The 15865-nt window shown below is 37.6% G+C and carries 13 protein-coding genes; 6 read left to right on the top strand and 7 right to left on the bottom strand.

The genetic code is table 11. The features are described 5' to 3' along the window. Positions 1-38: 38 nt before the first annotated feature. From DYQ05_RS12360 to DYQ05_RS14230, 5 genes are read right to left on the bottom strand one after another with little or no spacing between them, the layout of a single operon-like run. Positions 39-1535, bottom strand: a complete 1497-nt coding sequence (locus tag DYQ05_RS12360; RefSeq protein WP_206183523.1) for a nucleotidyl cyclase domain-containing protein — start codon at positions 1533-1535, stop codon at positions 39-41. Beyond that, positions 1532-3079, bottom strand: a complete 1548-nt coding sequence (locus tag DYQ05_RS12355; protein ID WP_206183522.1) for a 6-hydroxymethylpterin diphosphokinase MptE-like protein — start codon at positions 3077-3079, stop codon at positions 1532-1534. The genes DYQ05_RS12360 and DYQ05_RS12355 overlap by 4 nt, the downstream gene beginning before the upstream one ends. Further along, the gene (locus tag DYQ05_RS14240; RefSeq protein ID WP_252723398.1) at positions 3072-3821 is read right to left on the bottom strand and encodes a hypothetical protein; all 750 of its coding nucleotides are present in this window, start codon (positions 3819-3821) and stop codon (positions 3072-3074) included. Before DYQ05_RS14240 ends, DYQ05_RS12355 begins: the two co-directional genes overlap by 8 nt. Continuing rightward, complete coding sequence (locus tag DYQ05_RS14235; RefSeq protein ID WP_252723397.1) at positions 3751-4179, bottom strand: 6-hydroxymethylpterin diphosphokinase MptE-like protein; 429 nt, start codon at positions 4177-4179, stop codon at positions 3751-3753. Before DYQ05_RS14235 ends, DYQ05_RS14240 begins: the two co-directional genes overlap by 71 nt. A 14-nt stretch (positions 4180-4193) precedes the next feature. Further along, a complete protein-coding gene (locus DYQ05_RS14230) occupies positions 4194-4556 on the bottom strand; it encodes a hypothetical protein (RefSeq protein ID WP_252723396.1) in 363 nt (120 codons plus the stop codon). Positions 4557-5944: 1388 nt separating this feature from the next. On the opposite strand from DYQ05_RS14230, the gene DYQ05_RS12345 reads away from it, so the two are divergent. From DYQ05_RS12345 to DYQ05_RS12320, 6 genes are read left to right on the top strand one after another with little or no spacing between them, the layout of a single operon-like run. Then, complete coding sequence (locus DYQ05_RS12345; protein ID WP_206183521.1) at positions 5945-7849, top strand: adenylate/guanylate cyclase domain-containing protein; 1905 nt, start codon at positions 5945-5947, stop codon at positions 7847-7849. Continuing rightward, positions 7815-10616 (top strand): FecR domain-containing protein, encoded by a 2802-nt coding sequence (locus tag DYQ05_RS12340; RefSeq protein WP_206183520.1) that lies wholly within the window; start codon positions 7815-7817, stop codon positions 10614-10616. Before DYQ05_RS12345 ends, DYQ05_RS12340 begins: the two co-directional genes overlap by 35 nt. Then, entirely contained in the window at positions 10606-11811 is a 1206-nt protein-coding gene (locus DYQ05_RS12335) for an IPT/TIG domain-containing protein (protein ID WP_206183519.1), read from the top strand. The genes DYQ05_RS12340 and DYQ05_RS12335 overlap by 11 nt, the downstream gene beginning before the upstream one ends. Positions 11812-11816: 5 nt before the next feature. After that, complete coding sequence (locus DYQ05_RS12330) at positions 11817-12623, top strand: J domain-containing protein (protein WP_206183518.1); 807 nt, start codon at positions 11817-11819, stop codon at positions 12621-12623. A 20-nt stretch (positions 12624-12643) separates the two neighbouring features. Then, positions 12644-13390, top strand: coding sequence for a type I methionyl aminopeptidase (gene map / locus DYQ05_RS12325; RefSeq protein WP_020966359.1), 747 nt, complete (start codon positions 12644-12646; stop codon positions 13388-13390). 14 nt (positions 13391-13404) lie between these two features. Further along, complete coding sequence (locus DYQ05_RS12320) at positions 13405-14175, top strand: exodeoxyribonuclease III (RefSeq protein WP_024466389.1); 771 nt, start codon at positions 13405-13407, stop codon at positions 14173-14175. A gap of 148 nt (positions 14176-14323) precedes the next feature. On the opposite strand, the gene DYQ05_RS12315 is transcribed toward DYQ05_RS12320, so the two are convergent. Continuing rightward, the gene (locus tag DYQ05_RS12315) at positions 14324-14971 is read right to left on the bottom strand and encodes a peroxiredoxin (protein WP_024465593.1); all 648 of its coding nucleotides are present in this window, start codon (positions 14969-14971) and stop codon (positions 14324-14326) included. 68 nt (positions 14972-15039) lie between these two features. Further along, the gene (locus DYQ05_RS12310) at positions 15040-15822 is read right to left on the bottom strand and encodes a two-component system sensor histidine kinase NtrB (RefSeq protein WP_252723395.1); all 783 of its coding nucleotides are present in this window, start codon (positions 15820-15822) and stop codon (positions 15040-15042) included. Positions 15823-15865: the final 43 nt, after the last annotated feature.

Raw genomic sequence — 15865 nt, 5'->3', positions numbered from 1 at the left:
AGCGGTGAATTATAAAAACTTCCGTTAAAGGATAAAGATTAAATATTTTCCGCCGCAATAAATTTACGGTATTTTTCGGTGTTAACACGAAAGGCTACAATAGGTTCATTGTTACCGTCAATTGCCCGTGCAAGAGCGGCTCTTACTTCTTCCATCATCCTATGGGAATCTATTAACCGTGAAAATCTGGCGGTAATGCCTATTGCTATAGGTTCGGAAATATTATATTCATCTAAGATATTTTTTATTCTGCCGTATATTTCTTCGCATTTTTTCATAGCGCCGTCTAACCCGGTGTCTTGAAATATTACGGCAAAGCCGTCATCTTCAAATTCGAAAATCATATCTTTTAATTTAACAACTTCGATAAGCATATCGGCAATTTTTTTTGCAACCAAACTTTCAATTGTAAAATCTTTTAACTTTATAATCGAAAAAGCGAGCTCCTGTTCGGAAGCGCCGGAGTGTTCCAATTCATATTGAAGACATTCCATTAGTTGGGCTTGTGTGGGAATACCGGTAATCGGAGAATATAAAACGGGCGGCCGTTCGCTTAAATTTTCCATAGTAGTATCGGAGGTATAATTTAAAGAATCGTTTTTACCTTCTTCCGAATTTTCTTCGGCGGTCTGTAAGTAGGTTATATCTACCGGCTCGTTATATTCTTCAACTTTAGTATCCGATTCGTAAGGAAAGGATTTGGTAATGCTTAAATTATCCAAGTCTTCAAGCGTATAGGTTTTACCGTCATACTCATCTTTAACCGAATCTTTTTTCTCCGTATCTTTATAAAAATTATTTGCGGGAGCGGAATAAGAAGAGGTTTTTAGCTCTTCGGTATATCCGTTATCCGTACTTGAAAAAAGATTGTTTTTTACGCTTTCACTGCTGTCATCATGTAAATCTTCTTCTTCGGTTTCCTTGGGTAAAACGGTTGCATAAATTTTGCCGCTTGCTTGAGACAGTTTTTCCATAAAAATTATAATTAAGGTTAAAAGTAAAACCGTAAATATTATAAAAAAAGAAGAACGCGCGAGGGCATAAATTATTTCGCCCTTTAAAGTCGGAACGGCAGCCGACAGTTTAAAGGTTTGAGCCGCAGCCTGTTTTGTTTTTAAGCTTATTTCTCCCGTGAAATTTTTGGTAAAAAAAGAGGCAGTCTTAACGGAAACTGTTCCCGTATCATCGCTTTGAATAATTTCCGAATCCTTTGACCATGAAAGAAAAATCTTTCCTTTAGAATCATAGATTGCAAAGCCTTTAAGAGCAAGTTCCGCGGCGAGTTTTTCCGCTTTTTCTTTGTAAACGGCTTCACCGAATTCTTCATTTTCCGCAGAGGAAATTAAATATTTTGCAAAATAAGCGAAGGTTGTTTTTGCTGAAACGTTACCCCTGTCGGCCTCGCTTATAATTCCGTAAACAAATCTTCCTACAGTTCCAACTATTATAAGAACGGCTATTGCCGCATAAATTCCTGCCGCACGTGAAATTAAACTGCCGTCGTAATAAAATCCGTTGTTCTTTTTATTCATCATTCTACAGTATACTCCAGAATTTCAGATAATGCAAGTTCTAAATTTAAAAAATTGCGATTTTTATTATACAATATTTTTGATTTATATGTAAGATAGGGTAAAATAGCGGTTTTTAAATTAAAGTCGTTTTTTTTCGCATCGGAATTAAGCTTAAATATAAAATCATAATAAGGGAATTGTCTAAATTCTTTTTTTTGCCATAAAGAAACGTTTTCATTTATATTGAATAACTCGGCATACCTGTTAAGTAATTCCGTTGTGTAAGTAATCTTTCCTGAAGCCGTTTTTTTTTCTACATTGCCTCGAAACATTAAAGCGCAAAATTTTGTTTCACCCGGAGAAGTTTTTAAAGCTTCTTTAAAAAAAAGTTTTGATAAGTATGTTTCCCTTGCATAAGCCTTTCCGTTTGTATAAGCAAAATCAAGCCCCGCAAATCGAAAATTTTTAAACCCCATTGCAATAGCCGCATATTTTGCCGCTCCGGCTACCGTTCCGGTTGAAGTATTGCAGTACGGGAAGGGTGAAAAATTTGAAGCGTATTGAGCAAAAGGATGAGCGCCTGCCGTAAAAAGTATCTTATTTCCGTTTTGTAAAAAAGTTTTTACCGTAAGCGGGTTAGAACATAAATCGAAAATTCCTATTGTAGGATTGATATCCGCTTCCGTGCCTAATTTTAAATTTGAGGCGGGTTTAAAACAATGAAGATAAGAAAAAATTTGAGGGTCTATACTTATAAAAAAATCGGCCGTAATTCCGTAGGCATTTAAAACGGAAAAAGCCGTATCGGCTGCAAATAAAACAAATTCTTTTCTCTTTTCCTTAATTGTTTTAATAGCATTTTCAAGACAGGGGCCTGCACCCAAAATATAAGCCGTTTTATTTGTGTCCGCCTTAGGCATTTGAGGTAAAATATTTGAAGCCGTTTTTAAATTAAATAAAATATTTCGCATCCATATTTTACCGAAACGCGCTTGAGTTGCCGTATCACTTTGAATAATCTTTAAAGATTCTTTTATTTTTTGTTGAAAGACGCTTAATTTATCTTTATAATAGTTTTCCCACGGCAGTAAAAATTTTACTTCAAAATTGCCGTGCAGAACGGGAATATAATTTTGAATCAATTCGTTTTCAAATTCGGCATCTTCAAACGGCGGCAGTACGGTAAAGTTTGAATTTAAAAAGATACCGGTAAAATCTATTTTTGTTAAAAGATGTTTTAATGCGGAAAAGTCCGTTTCAACCAGTGCGCAAGGTTTATTTTTAAATGTATTTAAAAAATAGTTTATATGTATACCTGAACCCAGCCCGCAAAAGAGAACGAAGTTTTCATTTCCGGAAAACAATCTTTCGGCTTCGCGTTCCGGATTATATTTTGAATGTAATAAATTCCCCGTTTTAAAGCACGGAATAAGCTGTCCGGTTTTTGAAGTTTGAAACTCGGAATAATCGCAAGAAGGTTTTGCATTTTCTATTTTTTTTGAAAGAGCGGGGAAGCGTTCTTTTAAGGTTTCCAAATTTTTTTTAAGTAAAGCTGTATCAGTCATTTTTTAACCTTTTTAACTGCATATTTATAAAATCCTTTATTCCGCTTTTAAGTTCCGATTTTGCATTTAAGGCATTTTCGGTATCCGCATTTTTTATAAGCTTTATATAAGATTGAAAGGCAATTAGTTCACATAGTTCTATTTCTATGGATTTACGATTTAGATTTTTTAGACAAATGTCCACTTCATTTAAAAAAAATCCTGAATTTATTTTTTTTTCCATTCTTTTATAAAATTCATAAACAACGATTTTTCTGTCGAGTTTGCTTTTTTTTTCACTGTGTACTACAGATATTTTTTGAGCGGATTTAAAAGAAGAGTTAAAATCGTTTATGGAAATTCTTTTTATATTTTCTATTGTTTTTCCTTCGCTGCCGATTCTGAAAATACGCTCGGCTCTTTCCGAATTCATTTGCGAAAACCATTTTGCATAAATTTCAAGCGAACGCGTATCGAAATTTGAAACAGCCGCAAATTGTGAAATGGGATTTATTTTAAAAAAAGAATTCTCTTTTGATTTTAAACTTTCATGAGGCTGCGCATGTGAAAAACCTTTAGAACCTTCCAAATCAAGACCGGAGATATAAATGTTTCCTTTTGTGTAATCTAAAAGTAAATCGACTGCCGTACCTGAAACCGTTCCGTTCCGTTTTGCTTTTTTAGGTAAAATATTAAGGCCCGTAAAAAAGTAAGCTTCTATCAGAGAGCCGTAAGTTAAAAATACGCAAGGGTTCTTTGCCAAAATATTGTAGGGGATTTTCGCTTCGGGCGGGAATGCAACGGGAATTTTTGAAGAAAGCGGCTTTGATATGACTTGCAGCCCAAAAACCTCCGTCCGTTGAAATACAAAGGTCAGGATTTATTCCGTATGCCGATAAAGCGGGCACTGCTGAAGCCGCTGCCGATATGAATTTTTTATTGAGCATATTTTTTCCCGTTTTTAAAAAAGTTTTTAAACTGCACCCTGAAGCGGCAAAAAAAGAGTCTTCATTATAAAATTCAAAATTGTTTATGTTTTCGGCAAACAAAAAATTATCTGTAATGTTTTTCAGCCACCGTACTCCGAAAAAACTTCTTGTTGCAATTACGCTTTGAATCATTTTGATTGAGGTCGCTATGGTTTTCCATACAAAATCCGCAGCTTCTTTCCAAAACTTTTCCGCAGGTTTCCACGGTAAAAAAAGCGTAATGCATAAAATTCATCGGGAATATTATTTAATAAAAAAAAATCCAAGTTTCCATGTACCGGCCGCCAAACGGAATTCCAAAGTTTATCCGATGATAAAAAATATGTATCCGTATAGCGTATTGCAATTAGTTTTGCATGGGGAAATTTGTTCCGCAAAACAGGCGCAAGGTAAGATTCTCCGGGTTCTGTAATTATGATGATTTTAGGCGAACCTGTTATAGTTTCCGAAAATCTTTCGGCTTCTTTTTGAGGATTATATGCAGAATGTAATTTTACGGGTATTTGCATTTATGTTTTAACTCCGCTCGGGAAAGCCGATAGAATAAATCGGGTAAAATATTCTCAATCAACTTTTAGATGTTTATTATAGCATAGAGAGTTAAACCAATCAATAGAACCGTTAAAGAGAAGGTTTTCGATAAATCTCTTTTAAGGGGGAGAGGACAACTTTTTCGGATAAAAGTTTTCCTCTCCCCCTTAGACCCCCTCTTCTTTCAAAAGAACCGCTTAGGGGCTCTGCCCCTAAGAACCCCGCTTACGGCTGGGGTTTAGAGCGGGTTGGCGGCAAAGGCGCTTCGCTGTTTGCCTGTGTGCGAGCTCTGCGGTTTTATTTTTATTTAACCGCTAAGAATGCTAAGAGCGCAAAGGGTTTTTCAGGGGTACTGCTGTTTGCAAGCTCTCTATTTCTTCTTTGCGTGCTCTGCGTGCTTTGCGGTTTTATTTTGTTTTGTCAATCGGTAAGGCGTGTTTGCTTTACCGATGTCCTTATATGTGTATAGACCGTCTATCGTTATGCGGTAAGACTCCCTTACCCTATGTGGTTCGTATATCTTACCTTATGTGGTTCGTCTATCTTACCCTATGTGGTTCGTATATCTTACCCTATGTGGTTCGTATATCTTACCTTATGTGGTTCGTATATCTTACCTTATGTGGTTCGTATATCTTACCTTATGTGGTTCGTCTGTCTTACCCTATGTGGTTCGTCTATCTTACCCTATGTGGTTCGTATATCTTACCCTATGTGGTTCGTATATCTTACCTTATGTGGTTCGTATATCTTACCTTATGTGGTTCGTATATCTTACCTTATGTGGTTCGTCTATCTTACCCTATGTGGTTCGTATATCTTACCTTATGTGGTTCGTCTATCTTACCCTATGTGGTTCGTATATCTTACCCTATGTGGTTCGTATATCTTACCTTATGTGGTTCGTATATCTTACCTTATGTGGTTCGTATATCTTACCTTATGTGGTTCGTCTGTCTTACCCTATGCGATAAGACTCCCTTACCTTATGCGGTAAGACCGACTAACCTTATACCGTTACACTGTGTGTTTAATAAGCCCCCTCTTTCTCTCTGCGAGCTCTGCGGTTTTATTTTAACCGCTAAGGTTTTTCGTGGTGCTGTGTTTTACCCCTCATTCTTCTTTGCGTACTTTGCGTGCTTTGCGGTTTCTCCCCATTCCCCCCCCCCTGTGCCCCTCCCTTTTCAAAAGAACCGCTTACGGGCTCGATTTAAAATAGAGCATTAAAAAGGCTTTAACTCCGCTATAAGTGAGAATAAAAATTCCGTTTTAAAAAAATACTGTTAACTTGATTTTTATAAAACCTTGTTATATAATATACAAATAGTTATATTTTCTTTTTTTTATGTAAAATTTGGAGAAAAAAATGCCTAAAAAACAAAAAGGAGCCTCTATAGGAACGGTAAAATTTCCGATAGGAGCAAAGTTGGTTATCATAATTTCAATACTGACGGTTTTATCCATCGGTATAATTACTGCATTAGTTACTTGGTTCGGTACGGAAGATGTCAGACTTACGGCTGAAGAAAACAACCGTACGGTGAATGTGCAGGCGGCTTCAGCGGTAGAAAAGGAATTGACGTCAATTAGAGCAAATGCTTTTTTACTTTTAGATATTCTTAATATTTCGGAAACTTCAAGCAAGTTTGCAAAACATACAGCCGATTTTTATTTTGAAAGAAACCCGTCCGTTGCCGCCGTTCTTGTTACCGATTCAAAAAGGTCGGGAGGTCTTGAACGTAAACTGCTAAACACATCCTTCTTTTTATCCAACGAACTTGAAGTTTCCGTAGTAGATAAATTTTTAAAAGATAATACCGATAAGGTAATTCAAACCGAAGGCGGAATAATGCATGTGCTGAACGCTTCGCCCGATTTTAATATGCCTATGATGGTTTTGTTTTACCCTTATCGGGAAAAAGGCTTGGAACAGGGTTTAGCGGTGTTTTTTTCATCGGAAAAACTTTCCGACATCTTGGGGGCGGGAACTGTTCAAACTACATATCTTGTAAACGGTTCGGGCGATGTACTGGTTCATTCCGATTTTGAAATAGTCAAACACAGCGCAAACATAAGCGGTTTTTATCTGTTTGAAAAAATGAGAGAAAACGGCGATGCGAACCGTCAAATGCTTTTTTCCGACGATACCGGAAAAAAGTTTTTCGGTTCTTATTCTCGCCTTAATTTGGGCGACATTGCAGTGCTTACCACTGCCGAAGCGGAAAAAGTATTGGAGCCCGTTATAAGAACTACCCAAAGAAATATTTACCTAGGTATTACGGTTTTAGCCTTATCGGTAATTTTTGTCTGGTTTTTTTCAAAGTCGATAAGCACCCCGGTTAAACTTTTGGCTATGGCTGCAGGTCAAATCGAAAAGGGAGAATATGAAATAAACCTAACTCCCGAAACAAATGACGAACTCGGGCTTTTAACTAAAAGTTTCGTGCAGATGGGTAAGGGCCTTGCGGAACGTGAAAGGTTAAAGGATTCTTTCGGCAGATTTATCAACAAAGAAATAGCCGAACTTGCAATGCAGGGAAAACTTGCCCTCGGAGGTGAAACGAAAAACACTACCGTTTTTTTCTCCGATATACGTTCTTTTACGGCAATTTCGGAAAAACTTCAACCTGCCGAAGTAGTTGAATTTTTAAATGAATATATGACGGCAATGGTGGAATGCGTAAATAACACGCACGGCGTAGTTGATAAATTTATAGGAGATGCAATTATGGCGGTTTGGGGAGCGCCTACAACGGCGGGAAGCCCCAAAGAAGACGCTTTAAACTGCATACGGGCTGCCTTACAAATGCGCGCCGCCTTAATTATCTTTAACCGCGGACGGGGAGGGGATAAAAAACCTGTTATACGTATAGGTTGCGGCATTAACTCGGGACCCGTAGTTGCAGGACAAATAGGTTCTACAAAAAGAATGGAATATACGGTTATAGGAGATGCCGTAAATCTTGCCTCCCGTACCGAAGCTCTTAATAAACCTATGGGAACCGACATTCTTATAACCGAATACACATATAACTTGGTTAAAGAAGAAGTTCTCGTAGAAGAAATGCCTTCCGTTACGGTTAAAGGAAAAGAAAAACCTTTACGCATGTTTGCCGTCGTAAATATGCCGAACGAAACCGGAATTCCCGGTGCAGGAGCGAAGGGGCCGAAAACACTGAATCAAGTAAGACAAGTATTAGGTATTCCCATTCCCGATTTTGCAAAGGTGGATATAAATGAAGACGAAAAGAAATATAACATCCAAGCCTGATACTTCGCCGATATTACTCGATTTTGCAGTGGTTTTGCTTTCTCTTGCAACGGCTTTTGCGGCCTTATTTCTTTTTATAAAAAATCTGACCGTAACGCTGGAGCGAAATGAAAAATCAATCGGAACCGTTACATTTAAAAAAAAGACGGTTCAGCGTAAATTTTTAGACAGGGCTGTTTGGGATAGGCCCGTACAGCATTCACCCGTATATAACGGAGATACGATACGTACGGCCGGTGCCGCGGAAGCTAAAGTCTTTTTATCGGATAATAACGTTATAGACATAGGTTCTGATACAATGATTCAAATCTTTGTAAAAGACAATGAAGAAGCGGAAATAGGATTAAAAGAAGGCGCCGTATCGGTACAAACATCAAATACAAAAATAAAAATTAACTCAAATAACGCTTCCGTAGTTGTAAAAGAAAACTCGCTTTTACATGCCGATAAGGCCGATACCGAAAATTTAAGATTAGTAGTTGAAACGGGAGAAGCTGCCGTTTCGGAACAAACTGCGGACGAAAATATTGCAGCCGGTCAAAATACAAAAACACTTCAAAAAGACTCCGTTTTTCAAAGCGGAACCGAAGCTGCAATAACAATGATAAGTCCTTCCCAAAATGTTAAAATTTTAAACCAAAATACCGAAAGGTCTTCAGTTAATGTTTTATTTAAATGGCAAACCTCTCTTCCCGAAAATGAAGAACTTATTTTAGAAACGGCTTCCGTAAGCGACTTTTCTCAAAACAATCGTAAGTTTTCGGTAACAGGTTTAAACGAAATAAGCATAGAACAGCCTGACGGCAATGTATATTGGAAGTTATATCCTAAAAAGCAAAGCGGAAGACAGGCTTTGTCGGCACATGGAAAGTTTACGGTTTTACCTGCACCGGTACCGCTTCTTTTAATCCCTGCAAAAGAATCAAAATATTTTTATAAAAATACACCTCCTTCCGTCAGATTTTTATGGAAAGGAAATGAATCGGCCGCTTCTTATTTGTTGGAAATTGCGGATAATCCGGATATGGTTAATCCTAAATTTACAAAATCGGTTAATATGGAATCTCTTGCCGTTTCCGCCTTAAATGACGGAATTTGGTATTGGCGTGTAACTCCGTATTATTTGACGGCAAAGGAAACCGATGTCCTTTCATCTGAGGTTTTTTCTTTTAAGATTGAAAAAAGGAGTACTTTACCCGAACCTGAAGCTCTGTTTCCGAAAACCGTTGCTGATACGGCAAGCTCAAAAAGTCTTACTTTTTCGTGGAAAACTGTTGAAGAGGCAAAAAAATACAGAATAATAATTTCGGATAACGAAAATATGGTAAACCCGCTTATAGATACGGTTACAGCCGATAATTATTTGGAATTAAAAGAAGCTGCAAAACTTTTGCCTAACGGTACTTACTATTGGACGGTTTTCGGAACGGACGAAAAAGGTGCCGTTTTAACCGAAAGTAAACCGAGAAGTTTTAAAACGCTTGATACGGAAGTTACTTTGCGCTCGGTATTTCCGCCCGACGGTTATATTATTGCCGACACCCTGTGCCGCGATACCCGTTTTACTTGGAAAACGAATTTAACGTCCGAACAGCATTTTCAAGTTTCGGATACCGAAGATTTTTCAAACATAGTAAAAGATATAAAAACTTTTAATACCGGTGTTGACGGAATCGAATTAAAAACGGGAACTTGGTATTGGAGGGTAATAAGCTCGGCGGAAAATTTTCCGATAAAAACGGAAACAAAAAAAGTTATAATTGCCCCGCCTTTTGAAAAACCGCAGCTTGTCAATATCGGTGCGGATAAGCGTATAATCATACTTCAAAATCGGCTTAATAAATTTAAGTGGACTGAAGTAAAGGGTGCGGATTATTATCAAATAAAAATAAAAAAGCCCGGTTTGGAAAAAGATGTTCTTTACGAAAATTTATTTATAACCGAAACCGAAATCGAACTTGATTTTAAAGATATTGCCGACGGACCTTATATCGTAAGTATACAGGGCTTTGCTTCGGCAACGCTTAGCTCAAGCCGCCGATACGGTCTTGCCGAAGATAGCGAAATATTTTTACGGCATTTAAAACCGGTAGAGCTGCTTTCGCCTGTAGATAATGCCCGAATTAACGGTGTTGAAGCTATGCTTAATCCTGGGAAGTTAATTTGGGCTTCATCGGAAAAACCGGAAAATGCGAATTTGCTGGTTACGAAAACCGGAAGTAAGGAGCCTGTTTTATCTTTAAACAACCCCGGCTTTACCGTTAAACTTCCCCCTCTTGAAGCGGGAAAATATACATGGCGGGTTACGGCGTCAACAATAGAAGGCTTGGACATTTCTTCCGAAAAAAATTTTGAGTTTACGATTTTGCCGATACCTCCTTTACAAGCCGTAAAATTTATTTCGCCTAAAGAAAATGCGGTTCTAAATGCTGCATTTTTTAAAGAAAACAGAACTATAGATTTCAGTTGGAATGCAATAGAAGAAGCGACCGTATATCTTGTAGAAATATATACTTCAAATAAAAAAAGTAAATCCGTATACTCGTCGAAAATAGGTGCGGACGGTAAAAAAGAAATTTTACTTAAGTTTAGAGAGCTTGCACTTTTATCGCGTGGAAGTTTTTATATTGAAGTTAGGGCTCAAAGACATTTAAAAGACGGAAAATTGTTCCAAGACGGTATTGTTTCCAGGCTTAAATTTGAAATAAATTTACCCAAAAGGAATAATGTAGAAACAAATGAAACGGGGGTTTTATATGGAAAATAGCAAGAAATTTAAGGCTGCCGTTTTTCTTTTGTTATTTTTACCGCTCGGCATACTTGCGGAAAACGGAGTTTCCGGTAAAAATAACTCGGATAAATCTACGGCCGGTAAAAATTATTTTATCCGCGAAGATGATAACGGTACGGTACTTATACAACGCTTATCGTGGGAAAGTGTCGAAGATATTTTAGCTTATGAATTTGAGCTTGAACAAAAAACCGGCGGCTCCGTATGGAAATTATTGGAAAAGAAGAGAACTAAAGAAACTTACATAGACTTATCTTTACCCCCTGCCGGTTATCGCTATAGGGTAACGGTTATAAATTTATTGGAGCAGCCTGAAGCTACAAGTAATTATAGATACTTTGATGTAAAAATAGCGCACCAGCCTGAAGTTACGTCCGTTTCTCCTAAAACCGTTCATTTCGACGATATTTACGATGAATTTGTAACCGTATACGGTAAGAATTTTTATAATGACACGACTTTCAGTTTGGTAAAAATCGGCGGTGAAGCGATAAAAGGCGAAATTATAGAATTGGATAAATCCGGTACAAATGCAAAAATTAAATTTAACATCAATAAAATAGAACCCGGCAAATACGGATTTACCGTTACCGATATAAGCGGGTTATATGACGACAGTCAAAAAATGACGTTTAAATTTCAAAAGCCGATAGATTTTTATATTTCCGGAGGTTACGCTTTTACAGGCTTTATTAAAAATAACGTATTTAAAGAGTATTTTAATACGAATTTTGCCGCTTTAGGAGGCATTATACGTATGACGTTTATTCCGATAAAAAGGACTTACGGAACTTTCGGCTTTAATATAACGGGTTCAGGTATGTATTTAAAAAACAAACAGGACGGATATGTTCTAAAAGCGGGCTTCTTTTTTTCCAATTTTAATGCGGTTTATTTATTGCCGATTATACGGCATAAATTAAATTTTGATTTACATTTGGGTACGGGAGCGGCCTTTATTACACAAACACAATTCGTGTTTGAAAGTATAGATATTAAAAGCCCGCAGATGTGGTTTTGGGGCATGACGGTAAACGGCGGAACGGCTTTGCAAATATATCTTGTAAAAAAATTGTACCTTGAAATAAATCTGGACCATATAATTGCATTTAGAAAAGACTTTCCGCTTTATACGATTCAACCGTCGCTTTCTTTGGGTTGGGAATTTTAAAAAATATGAAACAAAGCGATTATTATATTATTCTCGGGGTAACGCCCGGCTCGTCAATTGCCGAAGTAAAAACCGCATTTAGAAAAAAGGCAAAACTTCTTCACCCCGATTTAAATGCGGTATTGACGGCGGCACAAAAAGAAAAGTCGGAAGCCGAAATGCGTCTTCTTTTATGTGCTTATCAAAATATTTTAAAAGAAAAAAGTTTAGGCGAAAACTTTTCGGAAGATTCTAACTTTTTTACAAAAAAATCACAAGCTGAAAGTTTCGATTATCGCTTTTGGCTTTTAAAACGCAGCGACTACGAAAGCCGTGCAAAGCTGATTTTTTTCGATTTGTTCCACGGTCTTGAAAGCGAGGCCGTTGAGGAATATAATACAAGGCGTTCCGAAGCTCGAGGGTTTTATCTTTCGAAATATTTTAACCGCGAAGATTTTATGGATTGCGGTTTTGTTCTTGCAGAAGAGCTTTATTTGCGCGGAGAATATTATGAAGCGTTTTTGCTTTTTGAAGAAATTTTTCATTTGGAAAAACAAAAACCTTATTTTAAACATTTTTTTCCCGAAGTAATGATTTTAATAAATTCCATTTTGCGGGATAAACTTCACCGCTATGTAGAAGACGATTTGGCTGCGGACTGTTATGAGGCCGCTTTGGATTTCGGCTTAAAAAATTCCGATAAGGCTAACATTCATCGGCGATTAGCCGAAATATATAATAAACTCGGCGATAAACACAGGGCGGATATCAGCTTCCGCGAAGCCGTAAGGTTAAGCCCTAAGTTGGCCGAAAGTAAAAAAAATAAACGGTAATTCCGGTAATTGGAGTAATTATGATTATTATAAAAACGCCCGAACAAATAGACGGGATTAGAAAATCGTGTAAGGCCTTGGCAAGGCTTTTTGAAGAATTAAAACCGGTAATTGTGCCGGGAAAAACGACAAAAGAATTGGATGATTTTTGTACCGCTTATATTAAAAAAATAGGCGGAAAGCCTGCATGGTATTCGGAAGGTTTTCCCGGAGCCGCCTGTATTTCTATAAACGAAGAAGTTATTCACGGATTGCCCGGCAAGAGGGTTGTAAAAGACGGAGATTTGGTTTCAATGGATATAGGAATAGACTTAAACGGCTACATAAGCGATGCCTGCGTAACATATCCTATAGGAAATGTAAGTAAGGACAAGCTGAAACTTTTGGAAATTACAACGAAGTGTCTTTATGCGGGAATTGAAGCCTGCAAAGCGGGAAACAGGGTTTCCGATATTTCAAAGGCGGTTTATAATTTAGCGTCGGCTCATAATTACGGCGTGGTATACGAATATTGCGGGCACGGAGTAGGTTTGGGCGTACACGAAGACCCCAGTATTCCGAATGTAGTTGAAAAAATGCGTCCCAATCCGCGTTTACGTGCCGGAATGGTAGTGGCGATTGAGCCGATGATTAACATGGGTACTGCGGACGTTAAGGTAAAAGAAGACGGCTGGACTGTGATAACGGCGGATAATTCCGTATCATGCCATATGGAACATACGGTTGCAATTTTTGAAGACCGCACGGAAATTTTATCGAAACTTTAAAAGGAGAATTTATAATGACATCTATAGTTTCATGGAATGTAAACGGGATAAGAGCCGTAGAAAAAAAAGGTTTTTTGGATTGGCTTAATACCGAAAATCCCGATATTCTTTGTATTCAAGAAACAAAGGCCCGAAAAGAGCAGCTTTCATCGGAATTAACGGAGGCGGATTTGCCTTCGGGGAAATATTTTACATATTGGGCCGCCGCAAAAAAAGCCGGTTATTCCGGAACCGCAATTTTTTCTAAAAAAGAACCTCTTTCGGTGCGAACTATGGGTTTAAGCGAATTTGATGATGAAGGAAGAGTGCTTGTTGCCGATTTTGAAAAATTTTCGGTTATTTCAGCATACTTTCCCAATTCTCAGGACGGCGGAGCAAGGCTCGGGTATAAATTGGATTTTTGCTCGGCTATGCTGGAATTTTGTAATTCACTTAAGAAAAACGGAAAAAATATAGTGCTTTGCGGCGATTATAATATTGCCCATAAGCCTATAGATTTGGCTAATCCGAAAGCCAATGAAAAAAATCCCGGTTATCTTCCCGAAGAGCGGGAATGGATGGATAAATTTACAACTTCGGGCTATACCGATACCTTCAGGCATTTTTGCAAAGAGCCTGAAAATTATACTTGGTGGAGCTACCGCTTTAAGGCCAGAGAAAAAAATATAGGGTGGCGGATAGATTACGCTTGCGTAAATGATGAATTTGTTGCTAAAATAAAGGAATCGATTATTTTAAAAGACATTACAGGTTCGGACCATTGCCCTGTAAAAATAGTTTTATAACTTTTAAACTTAAGCCTTTAATATTTTAAACCGTTTTTATAAATAAAAAGAAAAGGCAGGTAAAGAATACCTGCCTATTTTGTAGTTTTACAAGTCCGAAGATAAGCGGGGCGTTTAAAACGGTTCTCCGCTTACTTTGCCTTCCGCCTTATTTAAGCGGTTTGTGGCAGAACCAGAAGTCATAGCCTTCGTACTCTTTAAGACGTTTATCGGCTATTTCTTTGCTTCCGGGGGGCGGTACGATTACCCTGTCTTTGATAAGACCGTTTTCGGGCCAATCGGCAGGTACCGCAACGCCGTTATTATCCGAAATTTGCAGAACTTTGGCGGCACGTAGAATTTCTTTCATATTGCGGCCTACTTCTTGCGGATAATAAATAACAAGTCTCAGTTTTCCTTTAGGGTCAACTATAAACACAGCTCTGACCGTATTCGTTCCTTTTCCGGGGTGTAAAAGTCCCAGTTTGTTTGCAATTGAATCATTTGCGGCAATAACGGGGAATGTGATTTCAACTCCCAATTTTTCCTTAATCCATTCAATCCATTTTAAATGGCTTTGAACTTGGTCAATTGAAAGACCTACCAGTTTTACACCGATTTTTTCGAATTCGGGTAAAAGGTTTTGAAAAGCAACAAATTCCGTGGTACAAACCGGTGTAAAATCGGCAGGATGGCTGAAAAGCACAAACCAGCTTCCTTTCAGGTCGCCAGGAATATTCATCGGTCCATGTGTCGTTGCAACACTCAATTGAGGAAAATCATCGCCTAATAAAGGCATATTCATTACTTGTTCCATAAAATAAACTCCTATTGTAAATAATATACTTAATTTTACAAAACGGGTCAAATTTTTTTTTACATTTTTTAAGAGCCGCTTGTATCGCGTATCATAAGCGGGCGTCCCTTTCGTACCATAGGCAGCATAAATTTAAAAGTTGTACCTATACCGTAATCGGAATAAACATGCACGTCTCCGCCGTGTTCTTTTATAACTTTATAGACCATTGTAAGGCCCAAACCGGTTCCGTCCTGTTTTGTAGTAAAATAGGGTTCGAAAATTTTATTTAAATTTTCAGGCAAAATTCCATATCCGGAATCGGAAATCGAAATTACAATCGTTTCCTGATTAAGTTTTGTTGTAATATCCAAAAAACCGCCTTCCGGCATTGCGGCACTTGCATTTGTAATAACATTCATAAACGCCTGCCGCAAAAACCTTTCATCTCCCTGAATTAAGGGTAATCCGTCTTTTAAATCAAGTGAAAATGCAATTCCCTTATCGGAAAATTCTTCAAAAAAAGTTTCGTATAAATTCTTTAAAATTATATTTACATCTACCGGGGTAAATTCCAATTTAAGAGGCCTTACGGAAAATAAAAAATCGACGACTATTTTATTAAGCCTTTCAATTTCTTCTTCAATTACATTTATATGTTTTTGAGCTTTTCGGTTTACGGATAAATTACAAGCCGTAAAATTCTTTTTTAATAATTGTAAGTGTATACTTATTGCCGCAAGGGGGTTTTTTATTTCGTGTGCAACGGCAGCCGCCACATTTGTAAGGCTGGCTAAACTCTCCAAACGGCGGTTTTTTATTTCTTCATTGCGTTTTTCGGTAACGTCTGCAATTAAAATAATGGTTCCCATTATTTTTTTTTCTTTTACAAGAGGTAATACCGATACTTCAATA

The organism is Treponema pedis, assembly GCF_017161325.1.
Classification (GTDB): Bacteria; Spirochaetota; Spirochaetia; order Treponematales; family Treponemataceae; genus Treponema_B; species Treponema_B pedis.
Note: the sequence above shows the minus strand (reverse complement) of the source record. Positions and strands in the feature narration are given on the sequence as shown.

Bases quoted from the DNA above. Each gene is read 5' to 3' on its own strand.
- DYQ05_RS12320 (WP_024466389.1), top strand. From the start codon at position 13,405: ATGACATCTATAGTTTCATGGAATGTAAACGGGATAAGAGCCGTAGAA.
- DYQ05_RS12310 (WP_252723395.1), bottom strand. From the start codon at position 15,822: ATGGGAACCATTATTTTAATTGCAGACGTTACCGAAAAACGCAATGAA.
- DYQ05_RS12360 (WP_206183523.1), bottom strand. From the start codon at position 1,535: ATGATGAATAAAAAGAACAACGGATTTTATTACGACGGCAGTTTAATT.
- DYQ05_RS12330 (WP_206183518.1), top strand. From the start codon at position 11,817: ATGAAACAAAGCGATTATTATATTATTCTCGGGGTAACGCCCGGCTCG.
- DYQ05_RS12340 (WP_206183520.1), top strand. From the start codon at position 7,815: ATGAAGACGAAAAGAAATATAACATCCAAGCCTGATACTTCGCCGATA.
- DYQ05_RS12355 (WP_206183522.1), bottom strand. From the start codon at position 3,079: ATGACTGATACAGCTTTACTTAAAAAAAATTTGGAAACCTTAAAAGAA.
- DYQ05_RS12335 (WP_206183519.1), top strand. From the start codon at position 10,606: ATGGAAAATAGCAAGAAATTTAAGGCTGCCGTTTTTCTTTTGTTATTT.
- map (WP_020966359.1), top strand. From the start codon at position 12,644: ATGATTATTATAAAAACGCCCGAACAAATAGACGGGATTAGAAAATCG.
- DYQ05_RS14235 (WP_252723397.1), bottom strand. From the start codon at position 4,179: ATGATTCAAAGCGTAATTGCAACAAGAAGTTTTTTCGGAGTACGGTGG.
- DYQ05_RS12315 (WP_024465593.1), bottom strand. From the start codon at position 14,971: ATGGAACAAGTAATGAATATGCCTTTATTAGGCGATGATTTTCCTCAA.
- DYQ05_RS12345 (WP_206183521.1), top strand. From the start codon at position 5,945: ATGCCTAAAAAACAAAAAGGAGCCTCTATAGGAACGGTAAAATTTCCG.
- DYQ05_RS14230 (WP_252723396.1), bottom strand. From the start codon at position 4,556: ATGCAAATACCCGTAAAATTACATTCTGCATATAATCCTCAAAAAGAA.